A 22,852-nucleotide genomic window follows, 5' to 3' on the forward strand; every position below is an offset into this window, starting at 1 on the left:
TCCCCGGCGGCGGCTCGGTTCAGCCCTGCGGGTTGAACGGGATCCCGGCGGGCTTGGACGCGTTGAGCAGGTACTCGAACGAGCCATCCTTGATCTTGATGGTGGCGGAGCCGAAGTTGGCGTTCATCAGCGTGGTGCGCAGACCCGCGCTGGGCCACCCGTTCCAGTCCACGATGGGCGGGTAGCGCCAGTTGTGGTAGTGGTTCTCCGGCGGGTCGTCGTTGGCGTTGGCGAGCCGGAAGAAGTGCGTCGACGCGCCGTCCTTGTGGTAGACGACCTTGGGGTGCGTTCCGTCGAAGCGCACCTGTGCGCGCGGGTAGGTGCGCTGGCTGCTGTGCTGCGTGGTGGTCACGTACTCGACCTGGTTGGACGCCTGGTTGATCCAGGAGATGACGTGTTCCCAGTCGTGCCGGTGGCCGCCGAGACCGCTGCCGTGCACGGCCTGGTCCTTCTCGAAGTAGCTGGCGTAGACGACCGCGCACCAGCCGTTGTTGCACTTCGACCGGGCATAGGTCTGCGAGTTGTCCAGGTCGGACTGGTCCCGGCAGCTTCCGTTGATGGCCCCGGTGGTGTTCAGGCCGGGGTTGACCGTGCCGTTCGGGCTGATCGCCGAGACGGCGTAGCAGCCGTCACCGTCGTAGTCGTAGGCGGGGGAGAACGACGCCTCGTACCCGCCGGCGTTCTGCGGCAGGTTCTGTAGCGGGTCGGCGAAGGCGGCCGTCGCCGGGAACACGACCCCGAGCGCGGCCAGCACGGCCACGAGCCGGATCAGGGGACGACGGTGACGACTGACGAAGGAGCCGGCGGCTCGGACCGCGGCGGGCCCCGGCGCGGCTGCTGACGGCGATGACACGTGTTCCATTCCTCGCCTTTCCTGGTATCGGCGCGCCCCGGCGGGATCTTCCGCCGACGCGTGACCACCTGTATTTCACGTTGTAGACATGGGGGTCAATGTCCACATAAGAGAAAATTGAATGAACTGCCGACACGAGTCGCCGGCATGGTCTTCCGGGGTGCTGACCGCCTGTGACGCCAACCACCGGGACGGCGTCGTTGCGCCAGCCGGGGTTCATCCCGCGTTAAGCTGTACGACCGGTGCCGTGGTCTGCCACGCCACCGAAGAACCGATGCGCCGAGTTCCTGACACGCCCTGGGCGTTGCCATCGTGCGGATCGCCACGCTGACCGCGAACCGGGTAGCCGATGGGCCGGGAACGCCCTCCCCCCAACCGCGGTGCAGCTCATGTTCGTCGAAGGGTGGAACATGCGCGCGTACCTGGCCGGCACTGATCAGATCGAGGCGCCCGAAGAGCTGACGTCGTTCGTGGTGAGCGACCCGCGTCACACCGACGGTGACTTCGGCCCGGTCGAGACAGTGCCGTCGCGGTCCGCCGAACCGCCCGTTCCGGACGACGGCCCCAGGGCGGTGTATCCGGCGCAGGCCGCCCCGCCCACCCGTACCCTGCTGGACATTCTCGCCCAGACCGCGCGCCGGCACCCCAACGCGCCGGCCCTCGACGACGGGCTCACCCTGCTCAGCTACCAGGACCTCGAATCCCAGGTCGACGAGCTGCGCCAACGGCTCGTCGCCGCCGGGGTCGGGGTCGGGGACCGGATCGGTGTACGCGTCCCGTCCGGCACCGTCGACCTGTACGTCTCGATCCTCGCCGTACTGGCCGCCGGTGCCGCGTACGTGCCGGTGGACGCCGACGACCCGGACGAGCGGGCCGAGATGGTGTTCGGCGAGGCGGACGTCTGCGCCGTTCTCGGCCCGGCCCGCACGCTGACCCCGCGCCGCGCCCCGAGTGGCCCGGCCGGTCGGCCCGGCCCCGACGACGACGCGTGGATCATCTTCACCTCCGGCTCGACCGGTCGGCCGAAGGGCGTCGCGGTCACCCACCGGGCCGCCGCCGCGTTCGTCGACGCCGAGGCGAGGCTCTTCCTGGCCGACGAGCCGATCGGGCCCGGCGACCGGGTGCTCGCCGGACTGTCGGTGGCCTTCGACGCGTCCTGCGAGGAGATGTGGCTCGCCTGGCGGTACGGCGGGTGCCTGGTGGCCGCGCCGCGCTCGCTGGTGCGTACCGGGATGGATCTCGGACCCTGGCTGGTCGACCAGCGGATCACCGTCGTCTCCACGGTCCCGACGCTCGCCGCCCTCTGGCCGGCCGGCACCCTCGACGAGGTGCGGCTGCTCATCTTCGGCGGCGAGGCATGCCCGCCCGAGCTCGCCGAGCGGCTGGCCGTCGACGGCCGCGAGCTGTGGAACACGTACGGGCCGACCGAGGCCACGGTGGTCGCCTGCGCCGCGCGGCTGACCGGCGAGGGTCCCGTACGCATCGGGTTGCCGCTGGACGGCTGGGAGCTGGCGGTCGTGGACGGCCACGGTCGGGTGGTCCCGATGGGCGAGGTCGGCGAACTGGTCATCGGCGGCGTCGGGCTGGCGCGCTACCTGGACGCGGCCCGGGACGAGGAGAAGTACGCGCCGCTGCCCGCGCTGGGCTGGTCGCGCGCGTACCGCAGCGGTGACCTGGTCCGGGCCGAGCCGGAGGGGCTGCTGTTCGTCGGCCGGGCCGACGAGCAGATCAAGCTCGGCGGGCGGCGGATCGAGCTGGGCGAGGTCGACGCCGCGTTGCAGGCGCTGCCGGAGGTCGCCGCTGCGGCGGCCGCCGTACGCACCGCCGGGCACGGCAACCAGCTCCTCGTCGGGTACGTCGTACCGACTTCCGGTGGCGGGTTCGACAAGACGGCGGCGGTGCAGCGGCTGCGTACGGCACTGCCGGCGGCGCTGGTCCCGCTGATCGCCGTGGTCGACGGCCTGCCCACCAAGACGTCCGGCAAGGTGGACCGGGCGGCGTTGCCGTGGCCGCTGCCCGGGGTGGAGACGACCGGGGCCGTCCACCGGCTGGAGGGCACCGAGGGCTGGCTGGCCGAGTGCTGGGGCGAGATCGTCGGCGTCACGCCGAGCCGCCCGGACGACAACTTCTTCGCCAGCGGCGGTTCCAGCCTCGGCGCGGCGCAGCTGCTCACGCTGCTGCGCGACCGCTACCCGGGCGCGTCGGTCAGCGACGTGTACCAGCACCCGACCCTGCGCGAACTCGCCCGCCGGCTCGACGAGTTCGAGGTGGTGCAGGCGAACAGCCGTACCGTACGGCCGACGCCGCGACGTACCGGGCTCGCGCAGACCGCGCTGATGCTGCCGCTGTTCGGCATCGTCGGGCTGCGCTGGGTGGTCACCCTGGCCGCGATCAACAACGTGCTCGCACTGTTCGGCTCGTACCCGTGGGCGCCCACCGTGTCCTGGTGGTGGGTGCTGCTCGGCTGGCTGCTGGTGATCAGTCCGCCGGGCCGGATCGCGCTCGCCGCCGGTGGCGCCCGGCTGCTGCTGCACGGCCTGGCACCCGGTAGCTACCCGCGCGGCGGCGCCGTGCACCTGCGACTGTGGGCCGCCGAACGGCTGGCGGCGTCGAGCGGCGCGACGAACCTGGCCGGCGTGTGGATCACGTACTACGCCCGTGCGCTCGGCGCCCGGATCGCCAACGACGTCGACCTGCACTCCCTGCCGCCGGTGACCGGCATGCTCCAGCTCGGGCCGGGTGCGGCGATCGAGCCCGAGGTCGACCTGTCCGGCCACTGGGTCGACGGTGACGTGGTACAGGTCGGTCGGATCCGGATCGACGCCGGCGCGACCGTCGGCGCCCGCAGCACGCTGATGCCCGGCGTACGGATCGGCAAGCGGGCCGAGGTCGCACCCGGATCGTGCGTGACGGGTCCGGTGCCCGCCGCCCAGCGCTGGGCCGGCGTCCCGGCGAGCCGGTCCGGCAAGGCGGCCCGCCGCTGGCCGCAGGAACGTCCCGGTCGCGCGCCCCGCTGGACCGTCGCGTACGGGCTGAGCTCGCTCGCGCTCGGCTTCCTGCCCGCCGTCGCGGCGGTACCCGGACTGCTCGTGCTCGGCCGGTTCCTGCGCGACACCACCACCCTGTCGAGCGCGCTCGGCCGGGCACTGCTCGGTGTGCCGCTCGCCACCGTGGCGGCGATCACCACGTACGCGCTGCTCGTGCTGTTGCTCGTCCGCCTGCTCAGCCTCGGTCTGCGCGCCGGCCACCACCCCGTACACGGGCGGGTCGCCTGGCAGGCGTGGGCCACCGAGCGCCTGATGGATCTGGCCCGGGTCGGCCTGTTCCCGCTGTACGCGAGCCTGTTCACGCCGGTCTGGCTGCGCGCCCTCGGGATGCGGGTCGGGCGTCGGGTCGAGGCGTCGACCGTGCTCGCGCTGCCCGCGATGACCACCGTCGGCGATGGTGCGTTCCTCGCCGACGACACCCTGATCGCCTCGTACGAGCTGGGCGGTGGTTGGTTGCGGATCGGTGCCGCGCGGGTCGGCAAGCGGGCGTTCCTCGGCAACTCGGGCATGACCGCGCTCGGCCGGGCGGTGCCCAAGCGTGGGCTGGTCGGTGTGCTGTCCGCGACGCCGAAGCGGGCCAAGGCGGGCAGCTCGTACCTTGGCATGCCGCCGATGAAACTGCCGCGAGCGGCGGAGCAGGGCGACCAGAGTCGTACCTTCGATCCGCCGACCCGGTTGGTGGTCGCACGTGCCGCCGTCGAGCTGTGCCGCGTCGTACCGGTCATGTGCACGGTCGCGCTGGCCGTCGTCGCGCTCGCCGCGTTCGAGGCGATCGCCACCGGGTACGGGTGGACCGTCGCCCTGGCCGCCGGTGGCCCGGTGCTGCTCGCCGCCGGTGCTGTCGCCGCCGGGGTCGCCATCGCGGCCAAGTGGCTGCTGGTCGGCGCGTTCCGGGTCGGGCAGCACCCGCTGTGGAGTTCGTTCGTGTGGCGCAACGAGCTGGCCGACACGTTCGTGGAGGTGCTCGCGGTGCCGTGGTTCACCGGTTCGGTCGGCGGCACCCCGCTGATGAGCCTGTGGCTGCGTGGCCTCGGTGCCAGAATCGGCCGTGGCGTGTGGTGCGAGACCTACTGGCTGCCGGAGGCCGACCTGATCCGGATCGGCGACGGCGCCACGGTCAACCGGGGGTGTGTCGTGCAGACCCACCTGTTCCATGATCGGATATTGCGCATGGACCAGGTGACCCTCGACGAGGGCTCGACGCTCGGCCCGCACGGGATCGTGCTGCCCGGCGTGACGGTGGGGGAGCACGCCACCATCGGTCCGGCGTCGCTCGTCATGCGGGGCGAGACCGTGCCGGGAGCCGGCCGTTGGCTGGGCAACCCGATCGTCGCGTGGCCGGCGCAGCGGGCACGCCGAGGGTGAGCACGACAGGGGCCACGTCGGGCGTCGCCGGCGGCCTGCCGGCGGACCCGTACCTGCCCGGCCACGGCAATTCCGGCTACCGGACCACGTACTACGACCTCGACCTGGAGTACAAGACCGGTCCGGGCCGGCTGTCCGGGCGGGCGAGGATCTCCGCCGTCGCCGACCGTACGCTCGCCGAGTTCAGCCTGGACCTCGGCCTGTTCCGGGTGGACCGGGTGCTGGTCGACGGGGTGCCGGCCGCGTACAGCCATCGGGGCGGCAAGCTGCGGATCCGGCCGAACGTGCCGTTGCCGGACGGGTCGCCGTTCGTCGTCACGGTGCGGTACGCCGGCGCCCCCCGGCCGATCCCGAGCCGGTGGGGCGACCTCGGCTGGGAGCGGATAGACGACGGTGCGCTGGTGGCGAGCCAACCGACGGGCGCACCGTCCTGGTTCCCGTGCAACGACCACCCGGCCGACAAGGCCGCCTACCGGATAGCGGTGACCACCCAGTCCCGGTACGCCGTCGTCGCCAACGGCACCCTGGTCGAGCGCCGGGCCGGCGCCAACACGACCACCTGGGTCTACGAGCAGCCCGCGCCGATGCCGAGCTACCTCGCCACCGTCCAGATCGGCCGGTACCGCCTGTTCGACCTGGTCGGCGGCCCGATACCCCAGCGAGCGGCGGTGCCACCGCGCCTGCTCGCCGCGGCCGGGCACGACTTCGGCCGGCAGCCGGAGATGATGACGGCGTTCGAGTGTGTCTTCGGCCCGTACCCGTTCGACGAGTACGCGGTCGTCGTGGTCGACGAGGAGCTGGAGGTGCCGGTCGAGGCGCACGGGCTGTCCATCTTCGGGGCCAACCACGTCGACGGGCGGCGCGGGTCCGAGCGGCTGGTCGCGCACGAGTTGGCGCATCAGTGGTTCGGCAACAGCCTGACCGTCGCCGACTGGCGCCACATCTGGCTCAACGAGGGCTTCGCGAAGTACGCGGAGTGGTTGTGGTCGGAGCTGTCCGGCGGTGAACCGGCCCGTACGCACGCCGCCCGGTGGTGGACCGTGCTGGCCGGGCAGCCCCGGGACCTGCGGCTGGCCGATCCGGGGGTGCGGCGGATGTTCGACGACCGGGTCTACCAGCGCGGCGCGCTCACCCTGCACGCCCTGCGGGTCGCTGTCGGCGACGGGCCGTTCTTCACCCTGGTACGGGACTGGACCCGGACCCACCGGCACGGCACGGTCAGCACCGAGCAGTTCACCGCGTTGGCGCAGCGCCACACGACCCGACCGCTCGCCGGCCTGTTCGCCGAGTGGCTGTACGAACCGGCCCTGCCGCCGCTACCGATCTGAGGGAACGCGTCCGAAGCCCGAGGTGCGCGTACCCCGGCCGGACGGTGCCGGTGGTTCAGGGCTGACGGTTGGTCGGCTCGGACGCGGGACCGGTGGCCTCTGGTTCGGGCGCGAGGAACTCGGCGAGCCCGGTGGCGGCCAGGACCCGGGCGACCCCACCGGTGGCGCCGGTGACCCGCAACCAGCCACCCGCGTCGGTGCACAGGTTGTTGCCCCGGACGAATCCGCCCAGGCCGGTGGAGTCGCAGAACGACAGCGCCGACAGGTCGAGCAGGATCCGGTGCCGACCGGCGTCCAGGAGCTGGTCAACGCGGTCGTTGAGGCGGCCGACGCTTGCCAGGTCCAGCTCGCCGGCCAGGGCGAGCACGGCGGGATCGGCGCTGCCGCCCGTCACGATGGTGAAGGTCATGCGTCCGTTCTTCCTCGCCGGAATCCTGCCCGTGCAGCTTCGCACGCGACCGCCGGTGCTGCTGCTACCGGTAGGTAACGATAGGAGGCCGTCGTTGCCACCGCGAGATGCCGGCGGATGAGAAAATTCTTGACGGGTTTCATACATTTCTGAGCTTTCATGATTTCGTGAAAACTGTGTAGCGTCGAGGCATGACAACAGCTATCTCGGTCTCCGGCCTGGTCAAGACGTTCGGCCGGAGCCGCGCACTGGACGGGCTCGACCTGTCCGTCGACACCGGCGAGGTACACGGCTTCCTCGGGCCCAACGGCGCCGGCAAGTCGACCACCATCCGCGTCCTGCTCGGGCTGCTCCGCGCCGACGCCGGCGAGGTGAGCCTGCTCGGCGGGCACCCCTGGCGGGACGCGGTGGCGCTGCACCGGCGCCTGGCCTACGTGCCGGGCGACGTCAACCTGTGGCCCAACCTGACCGGCGGGGAGGCGATCGACCTGTTCGGGGCACTGCGCGGCGGCCTGGACCGGCGACGCCGCGACGAGTTGGTCGAACGGTTCCAGCTCGACCCGTCCAAGCGGGCCAGGACCTACTCGAAGGGCAACCGGCAGAAGGTCGCCGTCGTCGCCGCGTTCGCCTCCGACGTCGAGCTCTACATCCTGGACGAGCCCACCTCGGGGCTCGACCCGCTGATGGAGGCCGTCTTCCAGGAGTGCGTACGCGAGGTCAAGACGCGCGGCCGGACCGTACTGCTGTCCAGCCACATCTTCTCCGAGGTGGAGGCGCTGTGCGACCGGGTGAGCATCATCCGGCACGGCCGCACGGTGGAGTCCGGCACGCTGGCCCAGCTGCGGCACCTGACCCGTACCTCGATCTCGGTGGAGACCGCGCGTCCGATCACCGGCCTGGTCGACCTGCCCGGCGTGCACGACCTCGACGCGGACGCCACCCGCGCCAGGTTCGACGTCGACACCGCGCACCTGGACCCCGTACTGCGGCACCTGACCGGGTTCGAGGTCCGCTCGCTGAGCAGCGCCCCGCCGTCGCTGGAGGAACTGTTCCTGCGCCACTACAGCAACGAACTCAACGGTACGGACACCGAACCAACCGGTACGGACACCGAAACCGCCGGTACGGGCAACGAACTGGCCGGCACCCGATGAGCGCCCTCACCGGCACCGCCCGGCTCACCCGGCTCGCCCTGCGCCGGGACAGGGCTCAGCTGCCGATCTGGATCCTCAGCACCACGCTGCTCGCCGCCATCACCCTGGCCGCCGTCAGCGACCAGTACCCGACCGAGGCGGACCGGATCAGCGTCCTGCGTACCGCCGTGCAGACCCCGGCGTTGCTCATGCTGCGGGCCGCACCCACCGGGGCGAGCACCGGCGAGATGGCGATGTTCTCGATGCTGGCGTTCCTCGCCGTACTGGCCGGGTTCATGAGCACGCTCGCCGTCGTACGGCACACCCGGCAGAACGAGGAGACCGGTCGGACCGAGATGATCGGCGCGACAGTGGTCGGCCGGCACGCCAGCCTGGCCGCCGCGCTGATCGTCACGGTCGTCGCCAACGCCGTACTGGCCGTGCTGGTGGCGCTCGTCCTGGTCGGCGCCGGCGAGCCGGTCGCGGGCTCGGTCGCGGTGGGCCTGGCGGTCGCCGCCGCCGGTCTCGCCTTCGCCTCGGTCGCCGCCGTCGCCGCGCAGTTCTCCGGGACCTCGCGCGGGGCGAACGGGATCTCCGCCGCCGTCATCGGCGCGGCCTACCTGGTCCGTGGCCTGGGCGACGCGTTCGGCGAGATCCTGCCCAACGGTTACAGCATGACCAGCGGCTGGGCGTCCTGGCTCTCCCCGATCGGCTGGACGATGCGGGTGCGTCCGTTCGCCGGTGAGCGGTGGTGGGTGCTCGCGCTGCCGCTGGCCCTGGCCGTCGCCCTGGTCGGGCTGGCGCTCGCGTTGACCGTCCGCCGGGACGTCGGCACCGGTCTGCTCGCGGACCGACCCGGCCCGGCGCGGGCCGCTTGGCAGCTGCTGAGCCCGGTCGGCCTGGCCTGGCGGTTGCAACGCGGAACGCTGATCGGCTGGGCCGTCGCGATCACGGTGACCGGGGTGGGCGTCGGGTCGATCGGCAGCGCGGTCGAGGACGGGCTGGGTGCCAACACGGGCGCGGTCCGGACCATCAACAACCTCGGCGGTGGCGGCGCGGGAGCGTTGATCGACGCCTTCTTCGCGGCGATGATGGCGATCGTCGGGGCGCTGGTGGCCGGTTACCTGGTGCAGGCGCTGCTGCGGCTGCGGGCCGAGGAGTCCGGCGGGCGGGCCGAGGTTGTCCTCGCCACCGCCACCGGCCGGTTGCGCTGGCTGGGTGGACACCTGCTGGTCGCCGTGGTCGGCGCCGCGGTCCTGCTCGGGCTCGCCGGGGTTTCGATGGGCCTGGCGTACGGGCTGGGCGTCGGCGACGTCGGCGGTGAGCTGGCCGAGCTGACCGGTGCGGCGTACGTGCAGCTGCCGTCGGCGTTGATCCTGGCCGGGTTCGTCGTGGCGGTGTTCGGGCTGCTGCCCCGGCTGGCCGTCGGGCTCGCCTGGTTCGGCTTCACCCTGTGCCTTCTCCTCGGCCAGTTCGGTGCCCTGCTGAACCTGCCGGCGGCGGTGCGGGACCTGTCCCCGTTCAGCCACGTGCCGGCGGTGCCGTCGGTGGCGCTCACCGTGACGCCGCTGGTGGTCCTCTCGGCCGTCGCGGCGGTGCTGGGCGCCGCCGGGCTGGTCCTGTTCCGCCGCCGCGATCTCACCCCGTGACACCGGTCGTCCGGTCGTTCCGAAACCGGCTCACCGTGATCTTCACGGAATGGTGAAGGATAGGAAGATGCAACCAGACGGCCGCCGCGACGAGGAAGCGGTTCGCCGCTTCGTCGAGCACCTCGCTCTCACCCTCAGCGACATGGGCATGCCCCGGATGGCGGCGCGGGTGTTCGCGGCGCTGATGGCGGCCGAGGAGCCCGGACTCACCGCCGCCGAGATCAGCGAACGGCTCGGGGTCAGTCCGGCGGCCGTCTCCGGGGCGGTCCGCTACCTGATCCAGGTCGGCATGGCCGTACGCGAACCCGCGCCGGGCTCGCGCCGGGACCTCTACAAGGCGCCGTTCTCGTCCTGGTACTCGTCCACCGTCCGCGGCGGGGTCTACGAGCGGATCGCGAACGTGGTGCAGGAGGGCGTGCTGGCGATCGGCGACGAACGGTCGCTGGCCGGCGCCCGGCTGGCCGACATGCGGGACTTCTTCCTCTTCGTGCAGAAGGAGATGGTCGAGCTGGTCGAGCGCTGGGAACAGGCCCGACGCGGGGCCCGGACCGGCTCCTGAGCCGCCCGCCGGGACGACCCCGGTCCCGCGCCCACCGGGCAGGGGACCGGGGTGGCCGGTCAGGGACCGCAGTAGAGCAGTCGGTTGGGTGACCCGGCACCGGGGGCGCCCACCACCCCGCCGGTCGACACGGCGGCGAGATAGCTCGCCAGCTGCGCCGGGCTCCAGGTCGGGTTCGCCTGGAGCAGCAGCGCGACGCACCCGGCGACGTGCGCCGACGCCATCGAGCTGCCGCTGATCGTGTTGGTGGCGGTGTCGCCCGTGTACCAGGTCGACGTGATGCCCTGGCCGGGGGCGAAGATGTCCAGGCAGCTACCGAAGTTCGCCGAACTCATCTTCGCGTCGGTGATCGTCGTACCGGCGACGGTGAGCGCGGTCGGCACCCGCGACGGCGAGTAGTTGCAGGCGTTGGCCGACGAACTGCCCGCCGGTACGGCGAACGAGATGCCGCGGATGATGGCGTTCGTCACCGCGGCGTCGAGGGTGGTGCTGGCGCCCCCACCGATGCCCATGTTGGCCACCGACGGCCGGACCGCGTTCTGTACGGTCCAGTCGATCCCGGCGATGACCTGCGCGTAGCTGCCGATGCCGGTGCAGTCGAGTACGCGTACCGCGATCAGCGAGACGTCCTTCGCCACACCGTGCAGTTCGCCGCCGATGATGCCGGCGAGATGGGTGCCGTGCCCGTTGCAGTCGCCCGGCGGCAGCACCCCGGCGAAGGCGTCGAACCCGGCGACCACCCGACCGGTGAAGTCGATGTGCGTCGGGCGGATCCCGGTGTCGATCACGTACGCGCGTACGTTCGGGGCGGTGTTCGGGTAGCCGTACCGCTGGTTGAGCGGGAGTTGGCGCTGGTCGATCCGGTCCAGTCCCCAGTTCGGCGGGTTCGGCTGCACCCCGGCGGCGAGCGGCACCAGGTGGTTCTGTTCGACGAACGCCACCGCCGGGTCGGCGGCCAGGCGTTTCGCGGCCCGCTCCGGTAGCCGTACCTCGAAGCCGCGCAGGGCCGCGTGGTAGACCCGGACGACCGTACCGCCGTAGTCGGCGCCGAGTTGGTCGGCGGTGGCGGCGACCGCGGCCCGGTCGGCGGCGGCGGCCGGTTCGCGCAGGACGACCAGGTAGCTGTCGGGTACGGCGGTGGCGCCGCCGGCACGCAGGATCTGTCCCGTGGGTGCGGTGGTGCCCGTGGCGGCGGACGCCGGGGTGGCGGCGCCGACGGTGAGGACGGCCAGCAGACCGGCGGCGAGCAGGCGCCGGCCCCGGATACCTGATGTGGTCATCGTGTGATCCCTCCAGGCAGGCGGCCCCGGGGCGTCCTCGCCCCGGGGCCGGTGCAACGCTGCGGTCAGTACGTCGGCGGCAGGTAGAGCAGCCGGTTCGGTGAGCCGGCGCCCGGGTTGATCACGACGCCGGGCGTGGCGGTGGAGGTGATGTACGAGTGCACCGTCGCCGGCGACCAGCCCGGGTTGCCCTGGAGCACCCTGGCCGCCGCGCCGGCCACGTGCGGAGCGGCCATCGAGGTGCCCTGGAGGTTGGCGGTGGCGGTGTCACTGGTGTACCAGGCGGACAGGACACCGACGCCGGGGGCGAAGAGGTCCAGGCAGGTGCCGTAGTTGGAGAAGCTGGCCCGGATATCGTTGCTCTGGGTGGCGCCGACGGTGAGCGCGGTGCCGACCGCCGCGGGCGAGTAGTTGCAGGCGGGTTGGTTGTTGTTGCCCGCCGCCACCGCGTAGCTGACCCCGTCCAGGATGGAGTTCTGTACGGCCGTGTTGATGGAACCGTTGAGGGCTCCGCCGAGGCTCATGTTCGCCACGGCCGGCTGGCCCGGCCCGTGGTTGCTGGTCACCCAGTTCACCCCGGCGATGACTCCACCGAGGTTGCCGCTGCCCAGGCAGTCGAGCACCCGTACGGCGACCAGCCGGACGCCCTTGGCCACCCCGTACGTCCGGCCGCCGACCGTACCGGCGACGTGCGTGCCGTGGCCGTTGCAGTCGTCGGCGGGGAGCAACCCGTCAACCGCGTCGTAGCCGTAGGTCGCCCGGCCGCCGAACTCGCTGTGGCTGATCCGGATGCCGGTGTCGATGATGTACGCGACGACCCCGCTGCCGTTGCGGACATAGCTGTACGTCGCGCTCAGCGGGAGGTTCGGCTGGTCGATCCGGTCCAGACCCCATGGTGGGTTGGTCTGGGTGACCGACGTTGTGACGGTGTAGTTCTGCTCGACGTACGCGACCGCCGGATCGGCGGCGAGTCGCTTGGCGGCCGATTCGGACAGTCGGGCCTCGAAGCCGTTGAGTGCCGCGCCGTACACGTGGCCGGTGCTGCCGCCGTAGCGGGCGGCGAGACTGCCGGCCTGGCTGGACACCTGGGCTTGGCGGGTGCCGGCCCGGCCACCGACCGCGCTGTCCTTGAGCACGACGATGTAGCTGCCGGGTACGGCGGTGGTGCCGGCGTGGACCCGGATGTCACCGGTTGCCGGGGCGGCGGCCACCGGGCCGGCGACCATGACCGTCGCCACGGTGGTGGCGATGACGGTGCCGATGGCGGCCAATCGGCGCTGGGGCGTGCGTGGAGACGTCAACTTCCGAACCTCCCTCGATCGGGCCGCTCCCACGGGCCGTGACTCCGTGGAAGGTGGGCCTGAATGATTGCGGAGATCCTATAGCCATATTCATTGCTGTGTATATAGCTGATCCTCGAAAGGCATTCTTTCGCTTCGGTCATCATCAATTAGTGGACCGTTGATAATGGTGCCTTACCGGACCTGGGCACGTACTCTCCCGGCCGGTAGGGTCGGAACTGTTTCGGAAGAAATCGGCGAACTGCTCGGGTGTGGCGAATCGGAACGAACTCCCGCCGATTGGCGGTGGACCGGATCAGATCCGGCGTGCCGTCTCCATCCGTTCCCGTGCCATCTCGTAGTGGGCGGCGGCTTCGACGGGGCGACCCAACGCGGTGGCGAGGTCGCCGAGGTGCCGGGCCACCGGCCCGAGGGTGAGCACGCCGCTGCCCGCCCCGGCCAGCTCACCGGCGGCCGGCAACAGTCCGGTGTAGACCCGCTCCATGGTGGCCCGGTCGGCCAGGGCGACGGCCGCGCGTGCGACGAGACAGAGTCGGGCCTCGTAGAGCAGGTCGTGCGGTGGCTCCGGAACGCGTCTCAACGCGGCGGCGGCCTCCTCGCGGCGGCCCGTACCGAGCAGGACCAACGGCCGGATCCACGGCTCGTACGGGCCCCGGTCCGGGCTCGGCGCCCCGGTCGCCTCCGGGTCCAGTGCCAGCAGGGCGAGGGGGAGCAGCCCCTGCTCCATGCCCGGCATCCCGGCACCGCGCAGCCGGGCGTGCGCGGCTCGGTACGCCACCTCCGCCTCGATCCGGTGCCCGCACACGGCCAGCCGCAGTGCGGCGTACCACTGGGTGAACACACCGACCAGCGGCAGGTCGTACCGTTCGGCGAGGCGATCGGCGGCCCGTGCGTGCGCGTCGGCGGTGACCAGGTCGGCCAGCGCACAGCTGGCCTGGAGCAGGATCAGGTGACCGAGCACCTCGAACGTCACCAGCTCGTGCCGGGCCGCCAGGTCGACCAGTTCGGCGCCGATCCGGGCGCGCTCGGCGGCGAGCCCGGCCCGCTCGAAGGTGTGCATGAAGCGGGCGTTGAGGGCGAAGGCCAACAGTGCCGGGTCGCCCGTCGTCCGGGCGATGGCCTCCGCCTCGTACGCGGCCAGCCGACCCCGGTCCGTGGTGCTGCCGCGCGTCTCCAGGGCGACAGTGCTCAGCAGGCGGCTGCGCTGTTCGGCCCGGTCCTCGCCGAGTGCCGTCAGGGCCCGCTCGGCGGCACCGACGATCCGGCGGGAAAGGTCCTCGTCGTCGTTCCGGGGCCAGATCGCGGGTACGTCGAACGCGGTGACGACCTCCATCGTCAACTCCGGGTCGTCGAGCTGTGCCGCCGTGTCGACCGCCTCGGACCGGCACCGGCGGGCCTCGTCCAGGTCCCCGGTCACCGCTACCGTACGGCCCAGCCCGATCAGCGCCGCCAGCCGCCCGCGTACGTCGCCGTCCTCGGCGCGGTCGTACGCGGTGAGCGCCTGCCGCCACAGCCGGGCCGCCTCGTGCGGGTTGAACCGGCCTTCGGCCCGCTCGGCGGCGGCCCGCGCGTAGTACGCGGCCCGGGGCGCGGTGACGCGGCTCGCGGCCCGTCCGAAGTGGTGGGCGAGTGCGGTCACGTCATCGGGGTGCAGCCGTTCGATCACCTCGGCGGCGTCGGCGTGCCAGCGGGCCCGGCGCAGCGCGGACAGGTTGTCGTAGAGGGTGTCGCGGACCAGAAGGTGGGTGAACCGGGGCCGCCCGTCGGTGTCCCGCTCGGTCAGGAAGCCGGCCTCCAACGCGCTGTCCAGGGCGTCGAGGAGCGGCGCGTCGTCACCGGCCAACGCGGCGAGCACGTCGGGGTCGACGTCCCGGCCGAGCACCGACGCCAGCCGCAGCAGGCTCTGCGCCGGCTCCGGCAGCCGCGCCAGGCGGTGCCGGATCACTTCCCGTACGCCCGCCGGAACGGTCAGCAGGCCGGTGCTGCCCTCGGCGGCGAACAGCCGGGCGAGTTCCCGTACGAAGAAGGGGTTGCCGCCGCTGCGCCGGTGGATCAGCCGCGCGGTGGACGGGTCCAGCTCCCGCCCGACGACGGTGCCGGCGAGTTGACCGGTCGCCACCTCCGGCAGCCCGCCCAGGTAGACCCGCACCGGCTCGGTACGGGCGAACCGGGCCAGCGCCGAGGTCAACTGCGCGGTGATCTCGGTCGCCCGGTACGTGCCGACGATCAAAACCGGTCCGGTCAGCGGTTCCGGCTCGGCGAGCAGGGCGGTCAGCAGGTCCAGGGTGCCCTCGTCGGCCCGGTGCAGGTCGTCCACGACCATCAGCGTCGGTCCCCGGCCCGTCACGCTCGCCAGCCGGGACGCGAGCCGGGACACCGCCGCCCGGCGCAGCCGGAACCGAGCCACCGCCGGATCCTCCGCCCGTTCAACACCCTCGACCGGCACGGGGTGCGCAACCGGCTCCCGGTCCTCGGCCGGTTCGGGGTGCGCAACCGGCTCCCGGTCCTCGGCCGGTTCGGGGTGCGCAACCGGCTCCCGGTCCTCGGCCGGTTCGGGGTGCGCAACCGGCTCCCGGTCCTCGGCCGGTTCGGGGTGCGCGGGGTTGGCCGGCGGCCAGGTCGGCGGGTCGCCGATCTGCGCCCAGGGCCAGTCGATCGGGGCGCCCTCGTACTCGGGGACGCGTCCCCACCCCGTCGCCCAGCCACCGGCGGCCAGCCGTCGGGTGAGCGCCTCGGCCAGCGCCGTCTTGCCCGCACCCGCGTCCCCGGAGATCAGGGCGACCAGCGGCCGGCCGTGCCGGGCGACGACCTCGGCCGCCCGTTCCAGCCGAGCGAGTTCCTCCTCGCGGCCGACGAACGGTCGCGGTACGCCCACCGCCGCCCGCTCGCCCGATCGCCCCTGTTCGCCCGGTGGTCGGTGTGCCGTCATCACGGCCGGGAGCGGATCGAGGTGCGGGGCCTGGGCGAGGATGTCGGCCTGTAGCCGTCGCAGCCGGGGTCCGGGATCCACCCCGAGTTCCGAGGCCAGGATCTGCCGGGCCCGGCGCAGGGTCGCCAGGGCCTCTCCCTGGCGACCGGACCGGTACAGGGCGGTGGCCAGCAACCGCCAGGTGTCCTCGCGCAGCGGGTGGCCGTCAACGGACGCCCGGAGGTCGGAGGCGGCCTCGGCGGCCCGGTCGAGAGCGAGCAGGGCCTCGGCCCGCCGTTCGAGCGCCAGCATCCGCAACTCGTCCAGCCGGTTGATTTCCGCCCGCGCCCAGCCCTCCTCGGCGTACTCGGCGTACGCGGGTCCGCGCCACAGGCCGAGCGCTTCGTCCAGACCGGCCAGCGCCTCGGCCGCCCGTCCCGCCGGCAGCAGTTGGGCGGACTCGCCGACCAGCGCCTCGAACCGCCGCGCGTCCACCGCTTCCGGTGCCGCCTGCAACGCGTAACCGGGTGGTGTGGTGACCAGCAGTCGGGCCGGCTGCCGGGGTGGCCGGTCCGGTTCCAGTGCCCGCCGCAGATCGGACACGAAGGTACGGATCGCCGCCACCGCACCCGACGTCGGCACCTCCCACAGGTCGTCGACCAGCCGGTCGACCGGCACAACCCGGCCCCTGGCGATCAACAGTCGCGCCAGCACCGCCCGCTGGCGGGCACCCCTCAACGCGACCGGGCCACTGTCGGTCGTGGCCGTCACGGGTCCCAGCACGCCGAAGGCCACCACCGGTGCGGTCGCCTGCCTGGTCATGGCACCAATCTAAGCGGCCCGTCCGGCGGGTGAGCCGGCGCGGGCGCGTACTCATTCGTTGCTGATCCGCTGCTCATCACCGCGCGGCACGCTCGACGGGTACGACCCAGACCACAGGCTGTACCAGCGGAAAGGCACATCGTGGAACCCAGGATCGATGGATTCGACTACCGGCGCGTCACCGTCGCCGAGGACGTGGCGCTCAACGTCGCGGTCGGCGGCTCGGGCAGCCCGATCGTGCTGCTGCACGGCTTCCCGCAGACCCACCTCATGTGGCGGCACGTAGCGGCGGATCTCGCCGCCGACCACACCGTGATCTGTCCCGACCTGCGCGGGTACGGGGCCAGCGACAAACCGGCCGAAACCGACGAAAACACGTACTCCAAGCGGACGATGGCCGCCGACATCGTGGCACTCGCCCGCGCACTGGGCCACGACCGGTTCGCCCTGGCCGGACATGACCGGGGCGCCCTGGTCGCCATCCGCGCCGGCCTCGACCACCCCGACGTGGTCACCCGGCTCGCGTCGCTCGACGTGCTGCCGACCCTCGACATGTGGGACGTCATGCACGGCACCACCGCCGCCGTCGGTTTCCACCTTTACCTGATGGCCCAGCCACCGGGCCTGCCCGAGCAGATGATCAGCGCCAGTGCCGACGCCTTCTTCGGTTACTTCCTCGACCTGTGGACCCGCAACCCCGAGGCGATCCCGGTCGCCGTGCGCGCCGCGTACCTGAAGGCGTCCCGCGAGGCCGTCACCTCGATCGTCGCGGACTACCGGGCATCGGCCGGCATCGACGTCGACCACGATCGGGCGGACCGGGCGGCCGGGAACCGGCTGCGCATGCCGGTCTCCGTCCTTCAGCAGGACTGGGGCAGCGCGCTCGGCTTCGACGCCGCCGCGCTGTGGCGGGCGTGGGCACCGGACCTGGAACACGGCACCGTCACCTGCGGCCACTTCATGGCCGAGGAAGCGCCCGCCGAGATTGTCAAGACCCTGCGCTCCCTCCTGACCCGGTAACCCGGTCCGAGTCCGGTCCAGCCGGGTTGAGCAGGGGTTTTCCGGCGCCGGACCCATGTGCGGACGGTCCATGATGGAGTGCGAGCATATCGGGCATGCAAATCTACGAGGACGCCCGTACGGTGTCGCGGGCCGATCTGGCCGCGTGGCTGCGCCAACTGGCCAGCCAGTTGGAGTCCGGTGGACAGATCTTCTACGGTGCCGCCGGCGCGGTCACGGTGGCCGAGCAGGTCCGGTGCGAGCTGGAGATCGAGCGCGAGAGCGCCACCGAGATCTCGGTCGAGATCGAGTTCTCCTGGACCGCCCCCGAGGCGGCCGCATCCGCAGACGAGGCGGAGACCGAGAGCGAGGAAGACGAAGAGGAAGGCGAGGAGGGCCCGGCCACCGAGGAGGGCACCCCGGACACCGAAGCCGAGCCCGCCGAGGCCAAGCCCGCCGAGGCCAAGCCCGCCGACGCCGGGTAGGGGTCCCGTCGAGCTGGTGGCCGGGGCGAACCGAGCCACGGCCACCAGCGTGACAGGCCCCGCCCACCCCGTGTTCTGCCAGACTGCTGCGTGCAAGGTGAACCGGGACAGCTTGGGACGACGGTCCCGCAGAGGTGGGGGTCTGCTGATGAAGGCGCGCCCCGCCGCCGGTGGTGGCCGGTGGGTGGAGATCTCTCCGGAACGGATCCGGGGTTGGCTCGACGGGTTCTACGGCCGACACGACGGTGCCACCGAGGACGGACTGGTGCTGACCGGGGCGAACAACGGCGACACCGCCACCCTGCACCCGCCGCCCGGTTTCGCCGCCGTGCCGGACGTCGACACCCTGCTCGCCGACGTCGTACGGCCGCCCAGGATCGCCGTGCTGCTGGTGCGCAAGGGCGCGGTCGCCACCGGTATCGCCGACGGCACGAACGTGACCGTCTCGAAGGTCGAGCGCTTCTACGTGCAGGGGCGTACGGCGGCGGGTGGCTCGTCGCAGCAGCGCTACGCCCGGCGCCGCGCGAACCAGGCCCAGGCCGCCGCCGACCGGGCCGCCGACATCGCCGTACGGGTCCTGCTGCCCTACGCGCCGGGGGTGGCCGCCGACCCGCACGACGAGGTCCGGGCACTGGTCTGCGGCGGGGACCGGTCGATGCTCGACATCGTGCTGGCGGACCGGCGGCTGGCGCCGCTGGCGCCACTGCGACATCCGCGCCTGCTCGAATCCGCCGAGCCGAGGCTGGCCGTACTCCAGGACGCGGCGGTGACCGCCAGGAAGATCTGCATCCATCTCGTGCCGTGATCACCCGACCCGACGAGCGGCCACTGTGGTCGGCCGGGCGGGCGGGAGTGTCGTACCCCGGAGGCAACATGGCCGCATGGCTGCCCCCGCCCTGGCTCCCGGCATCGACCAGTCGCGCGTTCTGCCGCTGCGCGAGGCCCGCACCCGACTGACCCAGCTCGTCGCCCTGGCCGAGCTGACCGACACCGTCACGGTTGTCACCCGCGACGGTGATCCCCGCCCGGTCGCCGCGATCGTGCCGGCGGCCGCGGCCCGATCGATGGCCCAGGCCACCGCCGACGCCGAACGGGTCGCGGCGGTGTCGGCCGGTTGGGCCCGCCGGCTCGACGAGCTGCACCGGCAGGGTGCCCGGCGGCACGCGGCCGAGCTGCGCGCGGTCACCGACGCGCTCGCCGAGGCGTGGGCCGAGCTCGACCGCCGGGTCACGCCGGGCAGCGACCCCGCCCTCACCCGGTTGCGCGGCGCCCACGCCGACCTGCTCCGCGCCTGACCTACCGGACCTCCGCGCGGCGGGTCGCCGGCACCAGGGCGAGTGCCGGCACCAGCAGGATCGGTACGACCAGCAGCGCCTTCAGCGTGCCGACGTGGTCGCCGAGCAGTCCGACGAAGGGCGGCCCGGCGAGGAACGCCGTGTAGCCGATCGTCGCCACGACGCTGACCCGGGCCGGTGCCCGGTCCTCGTCGTCGGCGGCGGCGCTCATCCCGACCGGGAAGCCGAGCGAGGCGCCGAGTCCCCAGAGCGCGACCCCGGCCAGGGCAACCGGGGTGGAGGTGGCGAGGACCGCGATCACCACGCCGACGACGGCCAGCCCGACGGTGGCGAACAGCACCGGGACCCGGCCCCACCGGTCGAGCGCGATCGTGCCGGCGGTGCGGCCGACGGTCATCGCGGCGACGAAGATGCCGAACACGGCGGCGCCGGCCGCCTCGCTGACCCCGTGCCCGTCGATGAAGGCCACCGCCACCCAGTCGTTGGCGGTCCCCTCGGTGAAGGCCATGATCAGCACCAACAGGCCGACGAGCAGCGTACGGGGCTCGCGCCAGGCCCGCAGCACGCCGCTGTCCCGGCGGTGGCCGGCGGTGGCCGTCTCGTCGGTCCGCGCTTCGGCCCCGCCTCGGGCGGTCAGGAAGAAGCGGACCGCGACCAGCGTGCCGACCAGCACCAGGGCGGCGACCAGGGTCAGGTGCGCGAAGACGGGAAAGCCGGCGTGGGCGGTGGCGGCACCGAGCCCGGCGCCGGTGACGGTGCCCAGGCTCCAGGCCGCGTGGAAGCGGGGCATGATGGTCCGCCCGAGCCGCCGTTCGACCAGCGCGGCCTCGACGTTCATCGCCACGTCGGTCAGGCCGGAGCCGTAGCCGATCGCGGCGAGACCGAGGGCCACGACCGTGACCGAGGACCACGCGCCGATGCCGGCGCCGACCACCACCAGGCCGACCGCGACCAGCGCGGTGGAGCCGGCGACCGTACGGGGTGAGCCGGCGCGGTGCACCACCGCTCCCGCGGTGACCATCGCCAGGATCGCGCCGAGTGACATCGCGAGCAGCAGCAGTCCCAGTTGCCCGGCGCTGAGGCCGAGCCCCTCGCGGGCGGCCGGCACCCGGGAGAACCACGAGGCGACGGCCAGGCCGTTGAGGGCGAAGACGAAGGCGACCCCGGTACGGGCGGCGAGGACCTGCCGGGGCGGCGGCACCACGGCCGGGGACGTCGGGGTGGCCGGGTTGGCCTCGGTCGGGCTCACGGACGGACTCCTTCCGCGCCGGGGTGGCCGACGCACAGAAAGATCGCACCCCTGAGAGCGCTCTCAGCGCAAGAGTAGCCTGGGGTCATTACCCGAACCGGGACCGCCCGGCACCCCGTGCCGCCCGTTCTGGAAGGCTGCGAGCGGAGGTTGACATGACGGTGCGGCCGGCACGGAAGATCAGGCTGGAGGACGTGGCGGAAGCCGCGGGCGTGTCCCGCGCGACCGCCTCCCGGGTCATTTCCAGAACGGGGCCGGCGTCACCGGCCGTCCAGGACCGGGTCCGGAACGCGGCCCGCCAGCTCGGTTACCAACCGGACCAGGTGGCCAGGTCGCTGGCCGGGGGTGCCGGGTTCCGGCTCGTCGTCGCGATCGTCGGCACCACGTCCCGGGTGCTCGACGACCCGTACGTCGACCGGGCGCTCGCCGCCGCGGCCGAGACCGCCGCCCCGTACGGGGTCGGGGTGTCCCTTCAGTGGTTGCCCCGCCGGTCGCCCCGGCTGGACCGGCTGGCCGAGGACCGCAGTGTGCGGGGCGTGGTGCTGTTCAACACGACCGAGGCGACCCTCGCCGGGATGCCGGCGGCGCTGAACCGGCGGGTCGCCTCGATCGGGATCGGCTCCCCGAGCGTGCCGTCCTTCGACGTCGACAACGGCGGCGCGGCCAGCACGATCGTGCGCCACCTGTACGGGATCGGCCGCCGCCGGATCGCCATGATCACCGGTCCGCCGTGGCTGCCCTGCGCCTGGCGTTCGGTCAAGGCGTACCAGGATCTGGTGCGTTCGGCCGGGCTGCCGGTCCGCCTCGTCGCCGGGGACTTCTCCGCCGCCGGTGGCCAGCGGGGGATGCGTATCGTGCTGCGCCGCTGGCCGGACACGGACGCGGTCTTCGCGATCAACGACGCCACGGCGCTCGGTGCGATCGCCGTCCTGCGCGAGACCGGTCGCCTGGTGCCGGACGACATAGCGGTGGCCGGGTTCGACGACATCCCGTTCGCCGAGTTGAGCGCTCCCGCCCTGACCACGGCCAGCCACCCGGTGGGCGCGATCGTCTCGGCGGCGGTCACCGCCGTGCTCGACGGGTCGCGGGTGCCGCCGGCAGCGGTCTTCCCGTCGACCCTGGTCCGGCGGGCGAGCGCCTGAGCCTCGGCGTCGGCCGGGCGGCACCCCACCGGTCGGGGTCACGATCTCCGATCCGCTTCCGGTCGAACCTTTCGCCGCCGGTACGCGTACCTCCGGGCGGGAGGTCGACCACGATGACCGTACGTCGAAAGCTTTTCTGCCTCGTCGCCGCGACAGTGGTCGCGGCGGCGTTGTCCGGCCTGGCCGCCGGCCCGGCGCTGGCGCACGGCGCGCCGGGCAGCCCGGTCAGCCGGTCGGTGGCCTGCGGACCGGACGCGCCCACGACGAACCGCTCGGCGGCGTGCCGGGCCGCGATCGCCGCCGGCGCCGTCGTGGCCCAGTGGGACAACGTACGGGTTGCCGGGGTGGCCGGGCGCGACCGGCAGAAGATCCCCGACGGCAGGTTGTGCAGCGGCGGCGTCGACGCGTTCGGCGGCCTGGACCTGGCGCGGGCGGACTGGCCGGCGACGAGGCTCACGGCGGGGGGCGAGTTCACCTTCACCTACCGGACCACTATCCCGCACGAGGGCACCTTCCGGTGGTACGTGACCAGCACCGGGTACGACCCGACCCGACCGCTGACCTGGTCCGATCTGGGTGAGCGGCCGTTCCTGACCGCCACCGACCCGCCCCGCTCCGACGGTGCCTACCGGATGCGCGGTCGGTTGCCGGCGGGGCTGTCCGGCCGGCACGTCATTTTCGCGATCTGGCAGAACTCGTCCACCCCGGACACCTACTACTCCTGCTCCGACGTCATCTTCGGCGGCGCCCCGGCACCGGCGGGCGCCGGCACCCGGTCCGCGACCGGCGCCGCCCGCCCCGGCGGCGGAGCGTCCGCCAGCACCGGGGCGGCCGACCCGGCGACCGTCGCCGGCATCGGTTCGGCCGACACCGACACCGGCACCGGCACCCGTACGGCCGCCGCCGCCACCGGTGGCGGGATCCCGCCGCTCTGGCTCGGCTTGGCCGGCGTGCTGCTCGCGGCGGCGGTCCTCGTCCCGATCGGCCTGCGACTGCGATCCCGGACCAGCCGCTGAATGGGTGGTGGT

Annotated in this window: 17 protein-coding genes; 11 read left to right on the top strand and 6 right to left on the bottom strand. The window is 73.0% G+C overall.

The features are described from left to right. Positions 1-19: 19 nt before the first annotated feature. Complete coding sequence (locus OG792_RS08930; RefSeq protein WP_329108752.1) at positions 20-760, bottom strand: NPP1 family protein; 741 nt, start codon at positions 758-760, stop codon at positions 20-22. A 482-nt stretch (positions 761-1,242) separates the two neighbouring features. Between OG792_RS08930 and OG792_RS08935 the strand changes: the two genes are divergently transcribed. Then, positions 1,243-5,265 carry a Pls/PosA family non-ribosomal peptide synthetase gene (locus OG792_RS08935; RefSeq protein ID WP_329108753.1) on the top strand — a complete coding sequence of 1,341 codons (4,023 nt, stop codon included), beginning with the start codon at positions 1,243-1,245 and terminating at the stop codon, positions 5,263-5,265. Beyond that, positions 5,262-6,593, top strand: coding sequence for a M1 family metallopeptidase (locus OG792_RS08940; RefSeq protein ID WP_329108754.1), 1,332 nt, complete (start codon positions 5,262-5,264; stop codon positions 6,591-6,593). Before OG792_RS08935 ends, OG792_RS08940 begins: the two co-directional genes overlap by 4 nt. Positions 6,594-6,648: 55 nt before the next feature. Here OG792_RS08940 and OG792_RS08945 read toward each other — a convergent pair whose 3' ends face one another. Next, on the bottom strand, positions 6,649-7,002 hold the full coding sequence (locus tag OG792_RS08945) for an STAS domain-containing protein (RefSeq protein WP_329108755.1): 354 nt from the start codon (positions 7,000-7,002) through the stop codon (positions 6,649-6,651). 191 nt (positions 7,003-7,193) lie between these two features. Here OG792_RS08945 and OG792_RS08950 point away from each other — a divergent pair, with 191 nt between their 5' ends. From OG792_RS08950 to OG792_RS08960, 3 genes are all read left to right on the top strand, one after another. Then, positions 7,194-8,156 carry an ABC transporter ATP-binding protein gene (locus tag OG792_RS08950; protein WP_329108756.1) on the top strand — a complete coding sequence of 321 codons (963 nt, stop codon included), beginning with the start codon at positions 7,194-7,196 and terminating at the stop codon, positions 8,154-8,156. Then, a complete protein-coding gene (locus tag OG792_RS08955; RefSeq protein ID WP_329108757.1) occupies positions 8,153-9,784 on the top strand; it encodes an ABC transporter permease in 1,632 nt (543 codons plus the stop codon). Before OG792_RS08950 ends, OG792_RS08955 begins: the two co-directional genes overlap by 4 nt. 67 nt (positions 9,785-9,851) lie before the next feature. Further along, a complete protein-coding gene (locus OG792_RS08960; protein ID WP_329108758.1) occupies positions 9,852-10,343 on the top strand; it encodes a GbsR/MarR family transcriptional regulator in 492 nt (163 codons plus the stop codon). A gap of 59 nt (positions 10,344-10,402) precedes the next feature. Here the strand turns inward: OG792_RS08960 and OG792_RS08965 are convergent, their stop codons facing one another. The 3 genes from OG792_RS08965 to OG792_RS08975 form a co-directional block, all read right to left on the bottom strand. After that, a complete protein-coding gene (locus tag OG792_RS08965) occupies positions 10,403-11,623 on the bottom strand; it encodes a S8 family peptidase (protein WP_329108759.1) in 1,221 nt (406 codons plus the stop codon). A gap of 65 nt (positions 11,624-11,688) precedes the next feature. Then, entirely contained in the window at positions 11,689-12,924 is a 1,236-nt protein-coding gene (locus OG792_RS08970; protein ID WP_329108760.1) for a S8 family peptidase, read from the bottom strand. Positions 12,925-13,219: 295 nt separating this feature from the next. Then, the gene (locus OG792_RS08975; protein ID WP_329108761.1) at positions 13,220-16,654 is read right to left on the bottom strand and encodes a BTAD domain-containing putative transcriptional regulator; all 3,435 of its coding nucleotides are present in this window, start codon (positions 16,652-16,654) and stop codon (positions 13,220-13,222) included. Positions 16,655-16,795: 141 nt separating this feature from the next. Between OG792_RS08975 and OG792_RS08980 the strand changes: the two genes are divergently transcribed. The 4 genes from OG792_RS08980 (at position 16,796) to OG792_RS08995 (ending at position 19,433) form a co-directional block, all read left to right on the top strand. Beyond that, complete coding sequence (locus OG792_RS08980) at positions 16,796-17,674, top strand: alpha/beta fold hydrolase (RefSeq protein ID WP_329108762.1); 879 nt, start codon at positions 16,796-16,798, stop codon at positions 17,672-17,674. A gap of 95 nt (positions 17,675-17,769) precedes the next feature. Then, positions 17,770-18,138, top strand: a complete 369-nt coding sequence (locus tag OG792_RS08985; RefSeq protein ID WP_329108763.1) for an amphi-Trp domain-containing protein — start codon at positions 17,770-17,772, stop codon at positions 18,136-18,138. A 145-nt stretch (positions 18,139-18,283) separates the two neighbouring features. Continuing rightward, entirely contained in the window at positions 18,284-18,943 is a 660-nt protein-coding gene (locus OG792_RS08990; RefSeq protein ID WP_329111168.1) for an acVLRF1 family peptidyl-tRNA hydrolase, read from the top strand. A 76-nt stretch (positions 18,944-19,019) separates the two neighbouring features. Continuing rightward, positions 19,020-19,433, top strand: coding sequence for a type II toxin-antitoxin system Phd/YefM family antitoxin (locus OG792_RS08995; protein WP_329108764.1), 414 nt, complete (start codon positions 19,020-19,022; stop codon positions 19,431-19,433). Between the two features lies 1 nt (position 19,434). Here the strand turns inward: OG792_RS08995 and OG792_RS09000 are convergent, their stop codons facing one another. Continuing rightward, the gene (locus OG792_RS09000) at positions 19,435-20,682 is read right to left on the bottom strand and encodes an MFS transporter (protein ID WP_329108765.1); all 1,248 of its coding nucleotides are present in this window, start codon (positions 20,680-20,682) and stop codon (positions 19,435-19,437) included. Between the two features lie 155 nt (positions 20,683-20,837). Here OG792_RS09000 and OG792_RS09005 point away from each other — a divergent pair, with 155 nt between their 5' ends. Further along, entirely contained in the window at positions 20,838-21,824 is a 987-nt protein-coding gene (locus OG792_RS09005; protein ID WP_329108766.1) for a LacI family DNA-binding transcriptional regulator, read from the top strand. A 113-nt stretch (positions 21,825-21,937) separates the two neighbouring features. After that, positions 21,938-22,840, top strand: coding sequence for a lytic polysaccharide monooxygenase (locus tag OG792_RS09010; protein ID WP_329108767.1), 903 nt, complete (start codon positions 21,938-21,940; stop codon positions 22,838-22,840). The last annotated feature ends 12 nt before the right edge of the window (positions 22,841-22,852 follow it).

The organism is Micromonospora sp. NBC_01699 (assembly GCF_036250065.1).
Taxonomy (GTDB): domain Bacteria; phylum Actinomycetota; class Actinomycetes; order Mycobacteriales; family Micromonosporaceae; genus Micromonospora_G.